The following is a 19,394-nucleotide window of genomic DNA, read 5'->3' on the forward strand; positions in this document are numbered from 1 at the left end:
CCACGCTGCGGAGCGGAGGAGGACAGCGACTCGCCACGCTGCGGAGCGGAGGAGGACAGCGACTCGCCACGCTGCGGAGCGGAGGAGGACAGCGACTCGCCACGCTGCGGAGCGGAGGAGGACAGCGGCTCGCCGTGGCGTGCGTCCGGCGACCGGGTGCGTGAAGCCTCCGTGCCGGGCTCCCCCGTCGGCTCCGGCTCGGGCACGGCCCGCATGCGGAACGTCGGGGCCGACTCCCGCACCGGCTCCGGAACCGGCCGCAGGACATGCGTGTGCCGGTCGCGGGTCACGGGCGGCGGGGACGGCTCGGCGCCGGACGCGGCAGGTGCCCCGGACCCGGGCGGGGCCAGCGGTGCGGGCCGCGTCTCCTGCGCCGGCGCCGGCGCAGGAGCTGGCGCAGACGCAGGCCCAGACGAAGGCGAAGGCCCCGGAACCGGCACCGGCACCGGCACCGGGTCCGCCGTCAGGTGGCTGGAGCCGTCCAGGTCGACCCGCAGCGGGATGACGTACCCCATGCGGTCGTCGTGGATCGTGGCCAGGACCGGGTGCCCGGAGGCGAGGGCGATGCGGTGGAGGCGGTCCAGGACGGCCTGCTGGATCTTCTCGTCGTCGGCCGCGGTGAGCGGAACGCCGCCGACCGTCGCGCCGATCACCGCGTCCCCGGCGCCCACGTCCCCGTCCGCTCCCCGCACGGGGACCGGCACGGGTACGCGCACCTCGATCGGGGCCTGCGGAGCCGCGGAGTCCGCGCCACGCTTCTGTTCCCGCTTCTCGCGGCTGAGTCGAGACATCGTCCCCTCATTCGGGTGCGCCGGGGAGTCGCCGGTCGTACGTACACCTGTCCCCGAGTCTCTCCGTTCGCCCGCGATTCTCACGTCACCGAGGTGTCACAGGCTCGTCCCAAGCCGTGACCGCGCCGCGGGCCGGGCCGGGTGGCATGAAATCCGCGTGACGAGGGAGAAGACCGGGCATGCAGACAGGCATGCGACCAGGGCCGGAGAGCTGGATCCGCGGACCGGTGCCCGCACCCGAGCCGGCACCGCCCACCGAGGCCCGCGCGTCCGCCACGGCACGGCGCTTCTCGTGGGTCGCCACGCACGGCGGTGCCGGCGCGACGACGCTCGCCGCGGTCTACGGCGGCCACGACTGCGGGCACGCCTGGCCCGGCCCCGACGACCCCTCCTCGGTACTGCTCGTCGCCCGCACGCACGCCACCGGACTGGAGAGCGCCGTACGCGCGGTGGAGGCGTTCCGCCGCGGGCAGACGCCTCCGGGGCTCGACCTGGACGCCGTCGTCCTCGTCGCGGACGCGCCGGGCCGGCTGCCGCGCCCGCTCGCGCAGCGCGTGCGGACCATCGAGTCGGCCGTCGACGTCCACCGCGTCCCGTGGGTCCCGGCCTGGCGCCTCGGCGACGTCAGCGGCGCGCGCCCGCGCGAGACGGAGGCGCTGGCCCGGCTGACAGGAGCGGTGCGCTGACCAAGCGCTGACCGAGAGCTGACCGCCGCGACCCACCGTCCGCGTCTACGGGCAGAACCCGTCCGCCCCCCCCCCAGGTCCTCCACCCCCGCCCCACCCGCCCTCCGCCACCCCTTGAGGTATTTCATGCACACGCATATGATGCAGATGCGCATTATTGATGCACGCCGATCATTTGGGGGACCTCATGACCCGCCGTTTCCTCTTCGTGCTGGGCAGCAGCCGCAGCGACGGCAACACCGAACTGCTCGCCCGCGCCGCCGCCGAACAGCTCCCGGGCGGCGTCGAGCAGCAGTGGATCGACCTCGCCGAGCACCCCCTGCCCGACTTCGAGGACCTGCGGCACGACAGCGACCACGTCCGCCCCACCGAGGGCAACGTCGCGCTGCTGCTCGACGCCACGCTCGCGGCGACGGACCTCGTCATCGCCTCGCCGCTGTACTGGTACTCCGTGTCCGCGCACACCAAGCGCTACCTCGACCACTGGTCGGGCTGGCTGCGCACCCCCGGCCTCGACTTCAAGGCCACGATGGCGGGCCGCACGCTGTGGGGCGTCACCGCGCTCGCGCACGAGGAACAGGAGGTCGCAGATCCGCTGGCCGGCACCCTGAACAACTCGGCGGCCTACCTGGGCATGCGCTTCGGCGGCGTCCTGCTCGGCAACGGCAGCAGGCCGGGCGACGTCCTGAGGGACACGGAGGCCCTGACGCGCGCCAAGACGTTCTTCGCCCAGGACCCGCCCCTCGCCCGCTTCCCCTACGAGAGCTGACGGCTCGCGGGGGGCAGGCCCCGGGGCGTGTCCGCGAAGCGGCGCCCGCCGCGCTCCGGGCGACGACGCCGGCCACGTCACGGACCCGGCCTAGGTCGTGATGTCCTTCGCCGCCAGCCATGCCCACGCCGCCGACCCGAACACCGCCGCGTACAGCCCTTGAAGGCCGAGGTTCCTCCGCAGGTCGTCCCAGTGGACCGGCTCGCGCATGAGGTCGGCGAAGGACAGCCAGTAGTGCGGGAAGAGGTAGGGGTGGACGGCGTGGAGCTGCGGGATCTGGTCGAGGATCTGCACGGTGATCAGCAGCCCCACGGTCGTCGCCATCGCCGCGACGCCGCTGTTGGTCAGCGTGGAGACGAACAGGCCGAGCGCCGCGACGCCGGTCAGTGACGCGGCGACGACCAGGGCGATCAGCAGCGCCCTGACCAGGCCGTCGGCGAAACCGATCCGCGTCCCCGAGATCGTCGTGAGATCGCCGAGCGGGAACAGCAGCGCCCCGACGGCCAGCGCGGACACCGCGACGACGAGGGTGGCCGCCAGGCAGAAGGCGAGGACCGCGGCGTACTTGGTGAGCAGCAGGCGGGTGCGGCCGGCGGGGGCGACCAGCAGATAGCGCAGGGTGCCCGCGCCCGCCTCGCCGGCGACGGCGTCGCCCGCGACGACACCGACCGCCATCGGCAGGAAGAACGGCAGCGTCGCGGCCAGCGCGCTGAAGACGAGGAACAGACCGTTGTTGGTGATCTGCGAGATGAACGCCGGTCCCTCGCCGCCTCCCCCGGCGCCGCCCGCCGACCCGTCACCCGTCTCGATCTCGACGGCGACCCCGATCAGCACCGGCACGGCGGCCAGCACGCCCAGCAGCGCGAGCGTGCGCCAGCGCCGGAAGGTCGTCGCCAGCTCGTTGCGCAGCAGCCCGAACGTCCACACCGCGCGCACCGGACGGCTCTCCCCGGCGGCCGTGTCAGCGCGCGACATCGAAGCCCTCCCCCGTCAGCGCCACGAACGCGTCCTCCAGGGAGGGCCTTTCGACGCAAAAGCCGCGGACCCGGACGCCGGCCGTCACCAGCGCGACGTTCACCTCGGCGAGGTCGCGCTCCGGCACCTCGCCGGTCACCCGGTCGTCGGCGACCACGACGTCGCCGACGCCCTGCTCCTTCAGCACCCGGGCCGCGTCGGCGGTGTCCGGGGTGGTCACCGCCAGCCGCCCGCGCGCCCCGGCGGCCAGGTCGGCGACCGGGCCCTGGGTGAGGAGGCGGCCCCGCGCCATCACGGCGGCGTGCGTGCACACCTGCTCGATCTCGTCCAGCAGGTGCGAGGAGAGGAACACGGTCGTGCCGTCCGAGGCCAACTCCCTCACCAGTGCGCGGATTTCCCGCATGCCCTGCGGGTCGAGCCCGTTGGTCGGCTCGTCCAGGACCAGCAGCCGGCGCGGCCGGAGCAGCGCGGCGGCCAGTCCCAGCCGCTGCTTCATGCCGAGCGAGTAGGCCTTCGCCTTCTTGCCGGCCGCCGCCGCGAGCCCCACCCGGTCCAGCGCCGTCGCGACGCGGGCCCGCCGGGTGCGGGGGTCGGCGGTCGGGTCGGCGGCGTCGTGACGGATCAGGTTGTCGCGGCCGGAGAGGAAGCCGTACAGCGCGGGCCCCTCGATGAGGGCGCCGACGTGCGGCAGCACGGAGCGCGCGGCCCGGGGCATGGGCTGCCCGAGGACGCGCGCGGTGCCGGAGGTCGGCTCGACGAGGCCCATCAGCATGCGGATGGTGGTGGTCTTGCCGGAGCCGTTCGGGCCGAGGAAGCCGAAGACGCTGCCCGCCGGGACGGTCAGGTCGAGACCGTCCACGGCGAGCTGTCCGCCGCGGTAGCGCTTGGTGAGCGCGCGGGTGTCGATGACGCCGCCGTCCGTGTCACCCATCGGCTCCCTCGATCCCCCACCGCGCCCTGTGCGTACGGGACTTACCGCCCCGCGTTCGCCGCCTTCACGAGGGCGTCCTTCGTGACGGCGCCCGCGTAGACCTTGCCGTCGTCGGTGATCAGGGCGTTGACCAGGCGGGTCGTGAAGACCGTGCCCGAGCCGAACCTGCCGTTCACCTTGTCGCCGAGCGAGTCCAGGAAGCCGCCGAACGCGCCGAGCTCACCCGCCTCGGAGCCGGTCGGCAGGCCCTGGCCGCCGGTGTCGAAGGTGGCGACGGTGTTCCAGCCCTCGCCGATGACCTTCAGCCCGTCGAGTTCCTTGCCGAGTTCCTTGCCGGCCTTCCCCTTCAGCTCGGGCGCCGCTTCGGGGGCGTGCCCGGCGGCCTCTTCCCCCTCGGTGACCTTGGCGCCCTTGGGCGGCGTGAAGTCGAAGGTCGACGCGGCCGGCCTGGCGAAGCTGACCTTGGTGAAGCCCGCGTCCACGACGGCGGCGCCGCCGGAGGCCGGGGTCAGCGTGAACTTCAGCGGCATACCGGTCTTCGCGTCCACCGCGACGCTGACGGCGCCGACCGTGGAACCGGACTGCTTCGGCTTGATCAGCAGCTTGTACGCGTCCCGGCCGGCGACCTGGGCGGTGCCGTCGACGGTCACGGACGTGGTGTCGTCGACGGCCTTCAGGGCCTGCTCGGCGAACTCCTTCGGCGTGGCCGGGACCTCGTCCTCGCGCTGGCCGCGGTCGGTGTCCCCGGCGGTGGAGTGGTAGACCTCGTTGGACTCGCTGTCGTAGCCCCAGACGTCCTTGCCGTTGTGGATGAGGCTGTACTCGGCCGCGTTCTCCAGCAGGGACAGCTTCTGCCGGTCCGGGCCGTCGGCGGCGACGCGCAGCGTGTGCGTGCCGTTGGCCAGCTCGGTGAGCCGGGCGGACGGGTCGGCGGACGAACCGCTCCCGCCGTCCTGCCGGCCGGCGCCCGACAGCAGGCCGCTCTCCAGCCCGCCGAGGTCGGGCAGCCCCAGGTCCGTGCTGATCTTGACGGTGCCGGACAGCTGCTGCACGTCCGACTTCGCGATCTTCTCGATCAGCTGCTGGGCGGTGATCTCCGGGAGGTCGGGGTCACCGGAGTCGGCGAGCGCGGGAACGAGCCCGATGGTCGCGGCCGCCACCCCCATCACCGCGACCGGGACGACGTACCGCGCGGCCCTGCGCCGGCCGGTGCGCGGGCCGTCGGCGTCCCCCGTGGTCGTGGTGTCGTCGGATGCGTACGGTGCCATGTGTGCCTTACCTCCGTCGTCGGCGGCGGCTGTCCTTCTCGTGTCCCCGCGTCTCGTGTACTCGCGCCGGTCCCACCCCGAGCCGCCATTCTCACCCGAATCGGTGAGGACTGGTGTTGTCCGTGGCATCCATCTGACCAAATCGGCCGCCGAGTTGCGTCAACCCGGGGACCCAAGTCCATGTACACCTGGGGTATGACACGAGGGCCCCACGGCTCCCCCGACCAGTAGGGGTCGGGCGAGCGACGGCAGGTCAGCCCGCCCGGTGCACCACCGCGTCGCACAGTTGCATCAGCGCCGTCTTCGCGTCGCACTCCCGCAGCGGGGCCAGCGCCGCGCGGGCCTCCTCCGCGTACCGGACGGTGTCCCGCCGGGCCTGCTCCAGCGCCGGGTGCGACCGCAGCGCCGTCAGTGCCCGCTGGTGGCGCGCGTCGTCGCTCAGGTCGGAGTCCAGCAGCTCGCACAGCGCGAGGTCCTCGGCGAGGCCCAGCCGCGCCGCCCGCTCCCGCAGCCGCAGCACCGGCAGCGTCGCGATGCCCTCGCGCAGGTCGGTACCCGGCGTCTTGCCGGACTCGGCCGACTCGGACGCGATGTCGAGCACGTCGTCCGCGAGCTGGAAGGCGACGCCGAGCCGCTCGCCGTACTGGGTCAGGACGTCCACGACCCGCTCGTCGGCGCCGGACATCATCGCGCCGAACCGGCACGACACCGCCACCAGGGAGCCCGTCTTGCCGCCCAGCACGTCCAAGTAGTGCTCGACCGGGTCTCGACCGTCCTGCGGGCCGGCGGTCTCCAGGATCTGTCCGGTGACCAGCCGCTCGAACGCGAGGGCCTGCACCCGCACCGCCTCGGGCCCGAGGTCGGCGAGGATCTGCGAGGCGCGGGCGAACAGGAAGTCGCCGGTGAGGACGGCCACGGAGTTGCCCCAGCGGGTGTTCGCGCTGGGCACCCCGCGCCGCACGTCGGCCTCGTCCATCACGTCGTCGTGGTACAGCGTGGCCAGGTGGGTCAGCTCGACGACGACGGCGGACGGCACGATCCCGGGCGCGTACGGGTCGCCGAACTGCGCGGCGAGCATCACGAGCAGCGGGCGGAACCGCTTGCCTCCCGCCCGCACCAGGTGCTGGGCGGCCTCGGTGATGAACGGCACCTCGCTCTTGGTTGCCTCAAGCAACCCTTCTTCGACAGCCGACAAACCGGCCTGGACATCGGCCTCCAGAGCCTGGTCCCGCACGCTCAGCCCGAACGGCCCGACGACGGTCACGAAGGTCTCCTGTCTGCTGGTGCCTACTGGCGATTACCCGTTTGTCGATAGGTCGCTGCCATCACTCAAGTCAGCGTATCCGGTCACGTTTCGATCACCGCCAGCGCCCACCCGTCCAGGCCGTCAGGTATCGGATCACGACTCCCATATTCTCGATCACTCGATACGTACTGACATGGCCGATATGTACGACTCGACGAGAATCGACGCTGATGGCTACGAATCGCTCAGCGAAGCACCTTCCAGGGCACATGCCCGGTTCTACCAGAGCCTCCGCCACCGTTTCGCCACCCACGCACACGCACACACACGCAGTCGCTCGCGCCCGATTTGCCGCGCTTGAAGCACCAATTCCCCTTAGTCCTACATGCCCTTCGAGGATGACGTCCGTGAGTTGAGTCACGCGTTCCCCGGGCCCGGCAACCCACTCCCCGGCGTCCGGCTCCCCGCCCCGCGCAAGCGAGTTGGGCCTCGGCGACCGCGAAGGATCAAGCACCCCATAAGCGCCGTTCCAAGGTCAACCGGGACGTTCTGTGATCCCGCCACTTGTTCCCGACAAGTGCCCTCGCATACGTTCCCGGCCTGTCGGGCGGACGCCGAGTCCTGCCACCGCCCGCACCACCAACGACGAACCCACTCGCACGGCAGGAGCGGGGGACCCAGGTAAGACGCCGGGCCGGTCACCGAACCGGAACGGCTCGGGGTGAAGCCGTGCCCGTCAGGGCCCGGCCGGGCACCTCCCGCCCGAACCCGACAGCTCACCTCGCAGGCGTAGGAGAGGAATTCGTCATGCCTGCATTCGGTCAGTCCCGCCGTGCCGGGAACCGCAGCCTCGTCCGCAAGCTCGCCGTCGCCGGCACCGGCGCCGCCGTGCTCGCGCTCCCGCTGATCGGCGCGACCAGCGCCTCCGCCGCCACCCCGACCGCTGCCGCCGCGGCGACGACGTACCCGGACAACCTCGACGGCTGGATCCGCCAGTCCCTCGCCGTCATGGCGGAGCACGGCATCCCCGGCTCCTACGACGGCATCTACCGCAACATCATGCGGGAGTCCTCGGGCAACCAGTACGCCATCAACAACTGGGACTCCAACGCCGCCGCCGGCACGCCGTCCAAGGGCCTGCTCCAGGTCATCGACCCGACCTTCCGGGCGTACCACGTGCCGGGCACCTCGTTCGACCCGTACGACCCGGTCGCGAACATCACCGCCGCCTGCAACTACGCGGCCCAGCGGTACGGCTCGATCGACAACGTCTTCGGCGCGTACTGAGCCGGGGCGTCCACGGGCCCCGGATGCCTACAGGGCCGGGACGTCCCCGGCCCTGGGTTGCCTAGCGGGCCGGGACGCCCTCGGACCCGGGGTGCCTAGCGGGCCGGGGCCTCCTCGGACCCGGGGTGCCTAGCAGGCCGGCCGGGGTTGCGGTTCCGACCGGGGCTTCGGTACCGACAGGTTCCTCGGTGCCGCCGGATACTCCCGGGCCGACCGGGGCTCCGGTGCCGGTCCGGGCGTGGGAAACAGTCGCTCGAGGACGGCGGCCACACCGTCGTCCTCGTTCGACAGCGTGATCTCGTCCGCGACCGCCTTCAGTTCGGGGTGCGCGTTGGCCATGGCGACGCCGTGCGCGGCCCAGTCGAACATCGGGATGTCGTTGGGCATGTCCCCGAAGGCGATCGTCCGGTCCGGACCCAGCCCCAGGTGCTCGGCGGCCAGCGCCAGACCGGTCGCCTTCGTGATGCCGCACGGCTGGAGCTCCACGGTTCCCGGCCCCGACCTGGTCACCGTCGCCAGGGAGCCGATCGCTCCGCGCGCCGTCGCCGCCAACTCGTCGTCGGTGAGGCCCGGGTGGCGCAGCAGCACCTTGCTGATCGGCGCCCGCCACAGCTCCTCGCGCCGGTCGACCCGCACCGCCGGCAGGGTCGGGTGCGGCATCAGATAGCCCGGCTCGATCAGCGTGAGCCCGTCCACACCGTCCTGGTCGACGGCCGCGAACACCTCGCCCACCTCGGCCTCGATCTTGCCGAGCGCCGTCTCCGCCAGCTCCCGGTCCAGGGTGACCGACCACAGCAGGCGGTCCGTGCCGGCGTCGTACACCTGCGCCCCCTGCCCGCACACCGCGAGGCCCGTGCTGCCGAGCTCGGCGAGCAGCGGCCGCACCCGGGGTGCCGGGCGCCCGGTCACGACGAGATGCCGGGCGCCGGCCTCCGCCGCCCGCGCGAGCGCGGCGTGGGACCGGTCGGAGAAGGTGTCGTCACCACGCAGAAGCGTCCCGTCCAGGTCGGTGGCGATCAGTGAGTACGCGAGGGGTGCGGGCATGATCAGAGAATACGGACCGCGCGCGCCGTCGACTCACCGCGGTTTCCCCACCAGCCGTTTCTGATTCCCACCAGCCGTTTCTGAGCGCCGCCAGCCGTTTCTGAGCGCCGATGATCACCGGCCCGCCCGGTTCGGGACCCGACCCCCCCCGCTTCGAGGGCTTGGCGGTCGTGCGCACCGACGTGCCACCCGCACCGCCGGTGCGGGTGCCGCGGTTCGCACCGGCATGCCGCCGCGCGCCGCACGTGCGGTGGCCTCTGCCCAAGACCGACAGACCGGCCGTAACGTGTGGCGCGGTCCCACGACGCGTGGAGCACCTGGCGCACACGAAAGCGAGGCAGCACCCCATGCCCCCGTTCGATGTACCCGAGGGCGACCCCTTCGGCCCGCACAACCTTCCGTACGGCGTGTTCTCGCTCCCCGGCTCCGAGGAGCGGACCGTGGGCGTCCGGCTCGGCGACCACGTCCTGGACGCGGGCGCGGCGGCGCACGCGCTCGGTTCGCCGTACGCCTCCCTGCTCGCGCGGCCGACCCTGAACCCGCTGCTGGCCGCCGGCCGCACCGCCTGGTCGGACGTGCGGCGCGCGCTGACGGCATGGGTGACAGTCCCCTCGCACCGACAGACCCTGGAGCCGCTGTTCCACCCGCTGTCCGACGTGACCCTGCACCTGCCCTTCGAGGTCGCGGACTACGTCGACTTCTACGCCTCCGAGAACCACGCCCGGAACGTCGGCCAGATCTTCCGCCCCGACGCCGAGGACTCCCTCACCCCCAACTGGAAGCACCTGCCCATCGGTTACCACGGCCGCTCCGGCACCGTCGTCGTGTCGGGCACGGACGTCGTACGCCCCTCGGGCCAGCGCAAGGCGCCCACCGACCCGGCGCCGGTCTTCGGGCCGTCCGTCCGCCTGGACATCGAGGCGGAGGTCGGCTTCGTCGTCGGCGTGCCGTCCGAGCTGGGCCGCCCGGTCGCGCTCGGCGACTTCCGCGAGCACGTCTTCGGGCTGTGCCTGCTCAACGACTGGTCCGCGCGGGACATCCAGGCCTGGGAGTACGTCCCGCTCGGCCCGTTCCTCGGCAAGTCCTTCGCCACCTCGGTCTCCGCGTGGATCACCCCGCTGGACGCCCTGGACGCGGCCCGTGTCGCGCCCCCGCGGCGCACCCACGACCTGCTGCCCTACCTGGACGACGCCGACGACGAACCCGGCGGCTACGACCTGCGGATCTCCGTCGCGATCAACGGCCACACCGTCTCCGAGCCGCCGTTTTCCACCATGTACTGGACGGCCGCCCAGCAACTGGCCCACATGACCGTCAACGGCGCCTCCCTGCGCACCGGCGACCTGTACGGCTCCGGCACCGTCAGCGGTCCCGAGCAGGGGCAGCGCGGCTCGCTGCTGGAGCTGACGTGGAACGGCCGCGACCCGCTGGAACTCCCCGACGGCAAGCGGACGTTCCTGGAGGACGGGGACGTGGTGACGATGACCGCCTGGGCGCCGGGTCCTGACGGGGTCCGCGTCGGGCTGGGCGAGGTCACCGGGCGCATCGTGGCGCAGTGAATATTCCGGGGGTGCCTTCCCCGGCCTATCGCTCCTGACACCTGTCTCGCACCGCCCGGCGCCGTCATACTGGCGTCGGGCGGTGTGCACGGACGCACGCCACGCCCGGTGCTCACCGCGCCGTCGGCCGGTTCACGGCGGTCGGCGCAGGCGGGTCCGGGCGAGCCACGCGGGCCGAGGACGTCGCGGTCACCGTCGCACCGGTCCAACAGCACGACCCGAGGCCGCACTTCTTCCGACCATGAACCGGAGCCCGTGGCATGACAGTCTGCCTGCTCCTGCTGAGCGTCGTCGCCCTGACCGCCGCCGTGCCGGTCCCGCGCGCACTGACCCGGGCCGCCTGGCCCGAGCGGGAACCCGTGGTCGGGCTGTGGGTGTGGCAGTGCCTGGTCGCCACCGTCCTGCTGTGCTGTCTGACGGCCCTCGCGCTCGGCGCCGCCGCCGTGTTCGGCACCGTCCGCACCCAGTTGTTCGCCCCCGCGCCGCCCGCGGTGACCGCCGCCTACAACCTGTCGGCCGCGCCGGCCTGGGCCGTCGCCCTCTTCGTGCTGCTGGCGAGCGGCGCCGCCTGGACGACGGCGATGCTCGCCCGCGAGCTGGTCGAGGCGCGCCGGCGCCGCGCACGGGCCCGCGCGCACCTGCGCGAGCGCGCCCCCGAACTGCCCGCCGGTCTGCCGCCGGCCCGCGGCCCCCTGCTGGTCCTGGAGGACGAGTACCCCGACGCCTGGTGGATGCCGGGCAGCCGACCCCAGTTGGTCGTCACCACCGGTGCCCTGCACCGCCTGACCGACCACCAGCTCGACGCCGTCCTCACCCACGAACGGGGTCACGCCCGCGCCCGGCACGACTGGCTGCTGCACCTGTCGAGCGCGCTGGCCACCGGCTTCCCGCGGGTGCCGCTGTTCGCCCACTTCTGCGACCAGACCCACCGCCTCGTCGAACTGGCCGCCGACGACACCGCCTCCCGGCGCTGCGGCCACCTGACCACGGCCCTGGCCCTGATCGAACTGAACCAGCACCGTGGCGTCCTGTCCTGCGCCTCCAGCAACCGCCTGCTCGGCGAGCGCGTCAACCGCCTGCTGGAGCCCTCGCCCCGCCTGGACCGCAGGCACCGTGCCCTGACCACGGCGCTCGCGGCACTCGTCCCGCTCCTCCCCCTCCTGATCACCTTCGCACCCGGGCTGACGGCGCTGTCGTAGCGGCCGACGGCACGCATCCGACGGCCCGGGTGACCGGATCTACCCCCCAGTCCTCCGGATTACCCCCAGTCCTCCGGCTCGTCCGGTTCCTCCAGCGTGTCCGGCCAGTCGTGCGGACCGCCGTCGTGCGACGGGCCCACCGCCGCGGTGGGCCCGGCCGGCGGAGCCGTTGCCGCCGGGCCGCCCGCCGTCGCCGGGGCAGCGCCCGCCGCCGTCCCGCCCGGCGCGGCGCCGGGCGCGTCCAGCGAGGCCAGCACCCCGATCACATCCTCGCCGTACGTCGTCAGCTTCTTCTCGCCGATCCCGCTGATGCCGCCGAGCTCCGCGACCGACGCCGGCCACACCGTGGCGATCTCCCGGAGCGTGGCGTCGTGGAAGATGACGTACGCCGGGACGCCCTGTTCCCTGGCCTGTTCGGCGCGCCAGGCCCGCAGCGCCTCGAACGCCGGGAGCAGTTCCTCCTGCAGCTCGGCCGCCGCCGCCTTGGGTCTGCGCTCGCCGCGGGGCGTCGTGCCGCGTGAACCGGCCGGCTTCTTCGGCTCCTTGCGCAGCGGCACCTCCCGCTCCCGCCGCAGCACGGCCCCGCTGGCCTCGGTCAGCACCAGCGTGCCGTACTCGCCCTCGACCGCGAGCAGCCCCTGGGCGAGCAACTGCCGTACCACGCCCCGCCATTCGGCCTCGGTCAGTTCCTCGCCGATGCCGAACACGGACAACTGGTCGTGGTCGAACTGGATCACCTTGGCGGTGCGCCGCCCCATCAGGATGTCGACGATCTGTGTGGCGCCGAACTTCTGTCCGCGCTCCCGCTTGAGCCGCACCACCGTCGACAGCACCTTCTGCGCGGCCACGGTGCCGTCCCACGTCTCGGGCGGGGTGAGGCAGGTGTCGCAGTTGCCGCAGCGCGGCGCGTCGGGGTCCTGGCCGAAGTAGGCGAGGAGCTGGCCGCGGCGGCACTGGACCGTCTCGCACAGCGCGAGCATCGAGTCCAGATGCTGGGCGGCCCGTCGGCGGAACGCCTCGTCGCCCTCCGAGGACTGGATCATCTTGCGCTGCTGGATGACGTCGTTGAGCCCGTACGCCATCCACGCCGTCGACGGGAGTCCGTCCCGGCCGGCGCGGCCCGTCTCCTGGTAGTAGCCCTCGACCGACTTGGGCAGGTCGAGGTGGGCGACGAAGCGGACGTCCGGCTTGTCGATGCCCATGCCGAAGGCGATGGTCGCCACGACCACCAGCCCGTCCTCCCGCAGGAAGCGGGACTGGTGCGCGGCACGGGTGCCCGCGTCGAGCCCCGCGTGGTACGGCACCGCCTCGACGCCGTTGCGCGTGAGGAACTCGGCGGTCTTCTCCACCGAGTTGCGCGAGAGGCAGTAGACGATGCCCGCGTCGCCGGGGTGTTCCTCGCGCAGGAAGGCCAGCAGCTGCTTCTTGGGGTCGGCCTTCGGCACGATCCGGTACTGGATGTTGGGCCGGTCGAAGCTCGCCACGAAGTGGCGGGCCCGCGGCATGTTCAGCCGCTGGGTGATCTCCTGGTGCGTGGCGTGCGTGGCCGTCGCCGTCAGGGCGATGCGCGGGACGTCCGGCCAGCGCTCGCCGAGCAGCGACAGCGACAGGTAGTCGGGGCGGAAGTCGTGGCCCCACTGGGAGACGCAGTGCGCCTCGTCGATCGCGAAGACGGAGATCTTGCCGCGCGACAGCAGGTCCAGGGTGGCGTCCAGCCGCAGCCGCTCCGGCGCGAGGTAGACGAGGTCGAGCTCGCCGGCCAGGAACTCGGCCTCGACCATGCGCCGCTCGTCGAAGTCCTGCGTCGAGTTCATGAACCCGGCGCGCACGCCCAGCGCCCGCAGGGCGTCCACCTGGTCCTGCATCAGCGCGATGAGCGGGGAGACGACGACTCCGGTGCCCGGTCTGACCAGGGCCGGGATCTGGTAGCACAGGGACTTGCCGCCGCCGGTCGGCATGAGCACGACGGCGTCGCCGCCCGCCACGACGTGCTCGATCACGGCCTCCTGCTCGCCGCGGAAGGCCTCGTACCCGAAGACCCGGTGCAGCGTGGCCAGCGCCTCGCTCGCGTCGTACATCCTCGACGTGTCCACGTCGGTCGTCACAACCGTCCCGCCCATCCCATGCATCGCCCGTCCCCCGTACGCGGTCCCTCGACCACTGCCTCCACGATAGGGGTCCGCGCCGACAGCCCCGGAAGTTATCCACAGGCCCGCCCCGATCTCGTGACCCGTCGGTGTCCGCCCGTCGGTCTCCGGCCCATCGGTCTCCGGCCCGTCGGTGCGGCGTGGCGGTGCGGCGTGGCGGTGCGGCGCGTCGGTGCGGCGCGTCGGTGCGGCCCGTCGGTGCGGCCCGTCGGCGCGCGGTACCCGCGAACGCGGACGGCCCGGCACCCCCCGAGCAGGTGCCGAGCCGTCCGCGTGGCGTGCGTCGCGTCAGCGCACGAACACTCCCGCCTGTCCGGCGAGGTCCAGGAAGTACTGCGGAGCCACACCCAGGACCAGCGTGACGGCCACACCCACACCGATCGCCGTCATCGTCAGCGGGGACGGCACCGCGACCGTCGGGCCCTCCGGCTTCGGCTCGCTGAAGAACATCAGCACGATCACGCGGATGTAGAAGAACGCCGCGACCGCCGACGAGATCACACCGACCACGACCAGCGGGGCCGCGCCGCCCTCCGCCGCCGCCTTGAACACGGCGAACTTGCCCGAGAAACCGGACGTCAGCGGAATGCCGGCGAACGCCAGCAGGAACACCGCGAACACGGCCGCCACCAGCGGCGACCGGCGGCCCAGCCCGGCCCACTTGGACAGGTGCGTGGCCTCTCCGCCCGCGTCCCGCACCAGCGTGACCACGGCGAACGCGCCGATCGTCACGAAGGAGTACGCCGCCAGGTAGAAGAGGACCGACGACACACCGTCGGGCGTCATCGCGATGACACCGGCGAGGATGAAGCCCGCGTGCGCGATCGACGAGTACGCCAGCAGCCGCTTGATGTCGGTCTGCGTGATCGCGACGATCGCACCGCCCAGCATCGTGATGATCGCGACGGCCCACATCACCGGCCGCCAGTCCCAGCGCAGACCGGGCAGCACCACGTACAGCACCCGCAGCAGCGCGCCGAAGGCCGCGACCTTGGTCGCCGCCGCCATGAAGCCCGTCACCGGCGTCGGGGCGCCCTGGTACACGTCCGGCGTCCACATGTGGAACGGCACGGCGCCCACCTTGAACAGCAGACCCATCACCAGCAGCGCCGCGCCGATCAGCAGCAGCGCGTCGTTGCCCATGGTGTTGGCGAGCGCCGGCGTGATGTTCTGCACGGAACCGTCGACGACCTGCGCGATCGTCGCGTACGACATCGAGCCCGCGTAGCCGTACAGCAGCGCGATGCCGAACAGCGTGAACGCCGAGGCGAACGCGCCGAGCAGGAAGTACTTGACCGCGGCCTCCTGCGACATCAGCCGCTTGCGGCGGGCCAGCGCGCACATCAGGTACAGCGGGAGCGAGAACACCTCCAGCGCGATGAACAGCGTCAGCAGGTCGTTCGCCGCCGGGAAGATCAGCATGCCGGCGACGGCGAACAGCAGCAGCGGGAAGACCTCGGTCGTGGTGAACCCGGCCTTGACTGCCGCCTTCTCGCTGTCGCTGCCCGGCACGGACGCGGCCTGCGCGGCGAACGAGTCGACGCGGTTGCCGTGCACCAGCGGGTCGAGCCGCCGCTCGGCGAAGGTGAACAGGCCCACCAGTCCGGCCAGCAGAATGGTGCCCTGCAGGAACAGTGCCGGACCGTCGACGGCGATCGCGCCCATCGCGGCGATGCGCGCCTTCGTCGTGCCGTACCCGTCGGCCGCGAGCGCGACCACCGCGGCGAACGCGGCGACGAGCGCGACGACCGACACGAACATCTGGACGAGGTAACGGGCCTTGCGCGGGACGAACGCCTCGACCAGCACGCCGACGACACCCGCTCCGACGACGATCAGGGTCGGTGCCAGCTGTCCGTACTCGATCTTCGGCGCGTCGATCTTCGAGATCGGCTCGGCCGCGGTTGTCCACAGGCTGTGGACGGCTGATGCGCTCACTTGGCCGCCTCCACCTCGGGCTGGGGATCCTTCTTCTGTACGTCCGACATGGTCTGCTCGACCGCCGGATTGACCACGTCCGTCAAGGGCTTCGGATAGACACCCAGGAAGATCAGCAGCACGACCAGCGGGGCGACCACCACCAGCTCGCGCACCCTGAGGTCCGGCATCGCGGCCACCTCGGGCTTCACCGGGCCCGTCATCGTCCGCTGGTACAGGACGAGGGTGTAGAGCGCGGCGAGGACGATGCCGAGGGTGGCGATGATGCCGATCACCGGGTAGCGCGCGAACGTGCCGACCAGGACCAGGAACTCACTGACGAACGGCGCGAGTCCGGGCAGCGACAGCGTCGCCAGACCGCCGATCAGGAACGTGCCGGCGAGCACCGGCGCGACCTTCTGCACTCCGCCGTAGTCGGCGATGAGCCGCGAGCCGCGCCGCGAGATCAGGAAGCCGGCCACCAGCATCAGCGCGGCCGTCGAGATGCCGTGGTTGACCATGTACAGCGTCGCGCCCGACTGGCCCTGGCTGGTCATCGCGAAGATGCCCATGATGATGAAGCCGAAGTGCGAGATCGACGCGTACGCCACCAGCCGCTTGATGTCCCGCTGGCCCACCGCGAGCAGCGCGCCGTAGATGATGCTGACCAGGGCGAGCACGAGGATCACGGGCGTCGCCCACTTGCTGGCCTCCGGGAACAGCTGGAGGCAGAAGCGCAGCATCGCGAAGGTGCCGACCTTGTCGACGACCGCCGTGATGAGCACGGCGACCGGGGCAGTGGCCTCGCCCATGGCGTTGGGCAGCCAGGTGTGCAGCGGCCACAGCGGCGCCTTCACCGCGAAGGCGAAGAAGAAGCCGAGGAACAGCCAGCGCTCGGTGTTCGTCGCCATGTCCAGCGAGCCGTTGGCCCGCGCCTCGGCGATCTCCGTGAGCGAGAAGTTCCCGGCGACCACGTACAGGCCGATCACCGCGGCCAGCATGATCAGACCGCCGGCCAGGTTGTAGAGGAGGAACTTCACCGCCGCGTACGACCGTTGGGTCGACGCCGCCTCCTCGCCGTGCTCGTGGGCACGGTCCCCGAAGCCGCCGATGAGGAAGTACATCGGGATGAGCATGGCTTCGAAGAAGATGTAGAAGAGGAAGACGTCGGTGGCCTCGAAGGAGATGATCACCATCGCCTCGACGGCCAGGATCAGGGCGAAGAAGCCCTGCGTCGGCCGCCACCGCTTGCTGCCCGTCTCCAGCGGGTCGGCGTCGTGCCAGCCCGCGAGGATGATGAACGGGATCAGCAGGGCGGTCAGCGCGATGAGCGCCACCGCGATGCCGTCCACGCCCAGTTCGTAACGGACCCCGAATTCCTTGATCCAGTAATGGGATTCGGTGAGCTGGTAGCGGTCGCCGTCCGGGTCGAAGCGGACCAGCACGACGATCGCCAGCACGAGCGTGGCGAGCGAGACGAGCAGCGCCAGCCACTTCGCGGCGGTGCGTTTCGCGGCCGGTACCGCGGCCGTGGCGATGGCCCCGACGGCCGGGAGCACCGCCGTCGCTGTCAGCAGGGGAAAGGACATCGGTATCAGACCGCCCTCATCAGCAGGGTCGCGGCGACGAGGACCGCCGCACCGCCGAACATCGAGACCGCGTAGGACCGCGCGAAGCCGTTCTGCAGCCTGCGCATCCGGCCGGACAGGCCGCCGACCGACGCCGCCGTGCCGTTGACGACCCCGTCGACCAGCGTGTGGTCGACGTACACCAGGGAGCGCGTGAGGTGCTCCCCGCCGCGGACCAGCACGACGTGGTTGAAGTCGTCCTGGAGCAGGTCGCGCCGGGCGGCCCGGGTGAGCAGCGATCCGCGCGGGGCGACAGCCGGGACGGGGCGGCGCCCGTACTGCGCCCAGGCGAGGGCGACGCCGATCACCATCACGGCGACCGTGGACAGCGTGACCGTCAGGGCGCCGATCGGGGCGTGGCCGTGGTCGTGCCCGGTGACGGGCTCCAGCCAGTGCAGGAAGCGGTCGCCGATGCCGAAGAACGCGCCGCCGAACACGGAACCGACGGCCAGCACGATCATCGGGATCGTCATGACCTTCGGCGACTCGTGCGGGTGCGGAGGCTCGTACGCGCCGCGCGTCTCGGCGGCCGGCTCCACGTCGGGCTCGGCCGGGGACGGCGTCGGGGCGTTGCGCCAGCGCTCCTCGCCGAAGAACGTCATCAGCATCACGCGCGTCATGTAGTACGCGGTGATGGCCGCGCCCAGCAGGGCGCAGGCGCCGAGGATCCAGCCCTCGGTGCCGCCCTTCGCGAACGCCGCCTCGATGATCTTGTCCTTGGAGAAGAAGCCGGACAGGCCCGGGAAGCCGATGATCGCGAGGTATCCGAGGCCGAAGGTGATGAAGGTGACCGGCATGTACTTGCGCAGACCGCCGTAGCGGCGCATGTCGACCTCGTCGTTCATGCCGTGCATGACCGAACCGGCGCCGAGGAACAGCCCCGCCTTGAAGAAGCCGTGCGTCACCAGGTGCATGATCGCGAAGACGTAGCCGATGGGGCCCAGGCCCGCGGCCAGCACCATGTAGCCGATCTGCGACATGGTCGAGCCGGCCAGCGCCTTCTTGATGTCGTCCTTCGCGCAACCGACGATCGCACCGAACAGCAGCGTGACCGCGCCGACGACGGTGACGACGAGCTGCGCGTCCGGGGCGCCGTTGAAGACGGCCGCGGAGCGCACGATCAGGTAGACGCCCGCGGTCACCATCGTCGCGGCGTGGATGAGGGCCGAGACCGGGGTCGGGCCCTCCATCGCGTCGCCGAGCCAGGACTGCAGCGGCACCTGCGCGGACTTGCCGCAGGCCGCGAGCAGCAGCATCAGCGCGATCGCGGTCAGCTGCCCCTCGGTGGCGTCCCCGGCCAGGCCCGGCTCCTCGTGCGTGCCGAGCAGCGGGCCGAACGCGAACGTCCCGAACGTCGTGAACATCAGCATGATCGCGATGGACAGGCCGACGTCACCCACGCGGTTGACGAGGAAGGCCTTCTTCGCGGCCGTGGCGGCGCTGGGCTTGTGCTGCCAGAAGCCGATGAGCAGGTAGGAGGCGAGACCGACGCCCTCCCAGCCGACGTACAGCAGCAGGTAGTTGTCGGCGAGGACGAGCAGCAGCATCGCCGCGAGGAACAGGTTCAGGTAGCCGAAGAAGCGGCGGCGCCGCTCGTCGTGCTCCATGTAACCGATGGAATAAAGGTGGATCAGCGAGCCGACGCCCGTGATCAGCAGGACGAACGTCATCGACAGCTGGTCGAGGCGGAAGGCCACGTCGGCCTGGAAGCCCTCCACCGGGATCCAGCTGAACACGTGCTGCGTCAGGGTGCGGTGGGCGGCGTCCTCACCGAGCAGGTCGGCGAAGAGCACCAGGCCGATGACGAAGGACAGGGCGGCCAGCAACGTGCCGATCCAGTGTCCTACGGCGTCCAGCCGGCGTCCGCCGCACAGCAGGACCGCCGCTCCGAGCAGGGGCGCCGCCACCAGCAGCGCGATCAGGTTCTCAGCGTTAGTCACGGTTCTA

Annotated in this window: 14 protein-coding genes, 1 pseudogene and 1 riboswitch; of the genes and pseudogenes, 5 read left to right on the forward strand and 10 right to left on the reverse strand. The window is 71.9% G+C overall.

Annotated elements, in window-relative coordinates; all coding sequences use genetic code 11:
• Nucleotides 1-791 (reverse strand): annotated as a pseudogene (locus tag QC282_RS29665) (hypothetical protein); the annotation flags it as partial.
• A 179-nt stretch (nucleotides 792-970) separates the two neighbouring features.
• On the opposite strand from QC282_RS29665, the gene QC282_RS29670 reads away from it, so the two are divergent.
• Entirely contained in the window at nucleotides 971-1,477 is a 507-nt protein-coding gene (locus QC282_RS29670) for a DUF6668 family protein (protein ID WP_279552670.1), read from the forward strand.
• A gap of 187 nt (nucleotides 1,478-1,664) precedes the next feature.
• Nucleotides 1,665-2,246 carry a flavodoxin family protein gene (locus tag QC282_RS29675; protein WP_279552671.1) on the forward strand — a complete coding sequence of 194 codons (582 nt, stop codon included), beginning with the start codon at nucleotides 1,665-1,667 and terminating at the stop codon, nucleotides 2,244-2,246.
• Nucleotides 2,247-2,336: 90 nt separating this feature from the next.
• Here QC282_RS29675 and QC282_RS29680 read toward each other — a convergent pair whose 3' ends face one another.
• The 4 genes from QC282_RS29680 to QC282_RS29695 form a co-directional block, all read right to left on the reverse strand.
• The gene (locus QC282_RS29680) at nucleotides 2,337-3,221 is read right to left on the reverse strand and encodes an ABC transporter permease (RefSeq protein ID WP_279552672.1); all 885 of its coding nucleotides are present in this window, start codon (nucleotides 3,219-3,221) and stop codon (nucleotides 2,337-2,339) included.
• Nucleotides 3,208-4,152, reverse strand: coding sequence for an ABC transporter ATP-binding protein (locus QC282_RS29685; protein ID WP_279552673.1), 945 nt, complete (start codon nucleotides 4,150-4,152; stop codon nucleotides 3,208-3,210). The genes QC282_RS29680 and QC282_RS29685 overlap by 14 nt, the downstream gene beginning before the upstream one ends.
• Before the next feature lie 41 nt (nucleotides 4,153-4,193).
• Nucleotides 4,194-5,420, reverse strand: a complete 1,227-nt coding sequence (locus QC282_RS29690) for a DUF2092 domain-containing protein (RefSeq protein WP_279552674.1) — start codon at nucleotides 5,418-5,420, stop codon at nucleotides 4,194-4,196.
• A gap of 253 nt (nucleotides 5,421-5,673) precedes the next feature.
• A complete protein-coding gene (locus QC282_RS29695; protein ID WP_279552675.1) occupies nucleotides 5,674-6,684 on the reverse strand; it encodes a polyprenyl synthetase family protein in 1,011 nt (336 codons plus the stop codon).
• A 615-nt stretch (nucleotides 6,685-7,299) separates the two neighbouring features.
• Nucleotides 7,300-7,469, forward strand: a riboswitch (cyclic di-AMP (ydaO/yuaA leader).
• 4 nt (nucleotides 7,470-7,473) lie between these two features.
• Between QC282_RS29695 and QC282_RS29700 the strand changes: the two genes are divergently transcribed.
• Entirely contained in the window at nucleotides 7,474-7,953 is a 480-nt protein-coding gene (locus QC282_RS29700; RefSeq protein WP_279552676.1) for a transglycosylase SLT domain-containing protein, read from the forward strand.
• A gap of 129 nt (nucleotides 7,954-8,082) precedes the next feature.
• On the opposite strand, the gene QC282_RS29705 is transcribed toward QC282_RS29700, so the two are convergent.
• Entirely contained in the window at nucleotides 8,083-8,997 is a 915-nt protein-coding gene (locus QC282_RS29705) for an HAD family hydrolase (RefSeq protein ID WP_279552677.1), read from the reverse strand.
• Between the two features lie 347 nt (nucleotides 8,998-9,344).
• Here QC282_RS29705 and fahA point away from each other — a divergent pair, with 347 nt between their 5' ends.
• A complete protein-coding gene (gene fahA / locus QC282_RS29710) occupies nucleotides 9,345-10,556 on the forward strand; it encodes a fumarylacetoacetase (protein WP_279552678.1) in 1,212 nt (403 codons plus the stop codon).
• Between the two features lie 260 nt (nucleotides 10,557-10,816).
• Nucleotides 10,817-11,755: a M56 family metallopeptidase gene (locus QC282_RS29715; protein WP_279552679.1), complete on the forward strand. Its 939-nt coding sequence runs from the start codon at nucleotides 10,817-10,819 to the stop codon at nucleotides 11,753-11,755.
• A 59-nt stretch (nucleotides 11,756-11,814) separates the two neighbouring features.
• Here the strand turns inward: QC282_RS29715 and recQ are convergent, their stop codons facing one another.
• From recQ to nuoL, 4 genes are all read right to left on the reverse strand, one after another.
• Entirely contained in the window at nucleotides 11,815-13,875 is a 2,061-nt protein-coding gene (gene recQ, locus QC282_RS29720) for a DNA helicase RecQ (protein ID WP_279552680.1), read from the reverse strand.
• Between the two features lie 315 nt (nucleotides 13,876-14,190).
• A complete protein-coding gene (nuoN, locus tag QC282_RS29725; RefSeq protein ID WP_279552681.1) occupies nucleotides 14,191-15,840 on the reverse strand; it encodes an NADH-quinone oxidoreductase subunit NuoN in 1,650 nt (549 codons plus the stop codon).
• Nucleotides 15,837-17,408 (reverse strand): NADH-quinone oxidoreductase subunit M, encoded by a 1,572-nt coding sequence (locus QC282_RS29730; RefSeq protein WP_279552682.1) that lies wholly within the window; start codon nucleotides 17,406-17,408, stop codon nucleotides 15,837-15,839. The genes nuoN and QC282_RS29730 overlap by 4 nt, the downstream gene beginning before the upstream one ends.
• Before the next feature lie 5 nt (nucleotides 17,409-17,413).
• Nucleotides 17,414-19,387 carry an NADH-quinone oxidoreductase subunit L gene (nuoL, locus tag QC282_RS29735; protein WP_279552683.1) on the reverse strand — a complete coding sequence of 658 codons (1,974 nt, stop codon included), beginning with the start codon at nucleotides 19,385-19,387 and terminating at the stop codon, nucleotides 17,414-17,416.
• Between the last annotated feature and the right edge of the window lie 7 nt (nucleotides 19,388-19,394).

This window comes from Streptomyces sp. DH24 (assembly GCF_029813775.1).
Lineage (GTDB): Bacteria > Actinomycetota > Actinomycetes > Streptomycetales > Streptomycetaceae > Streptomyces.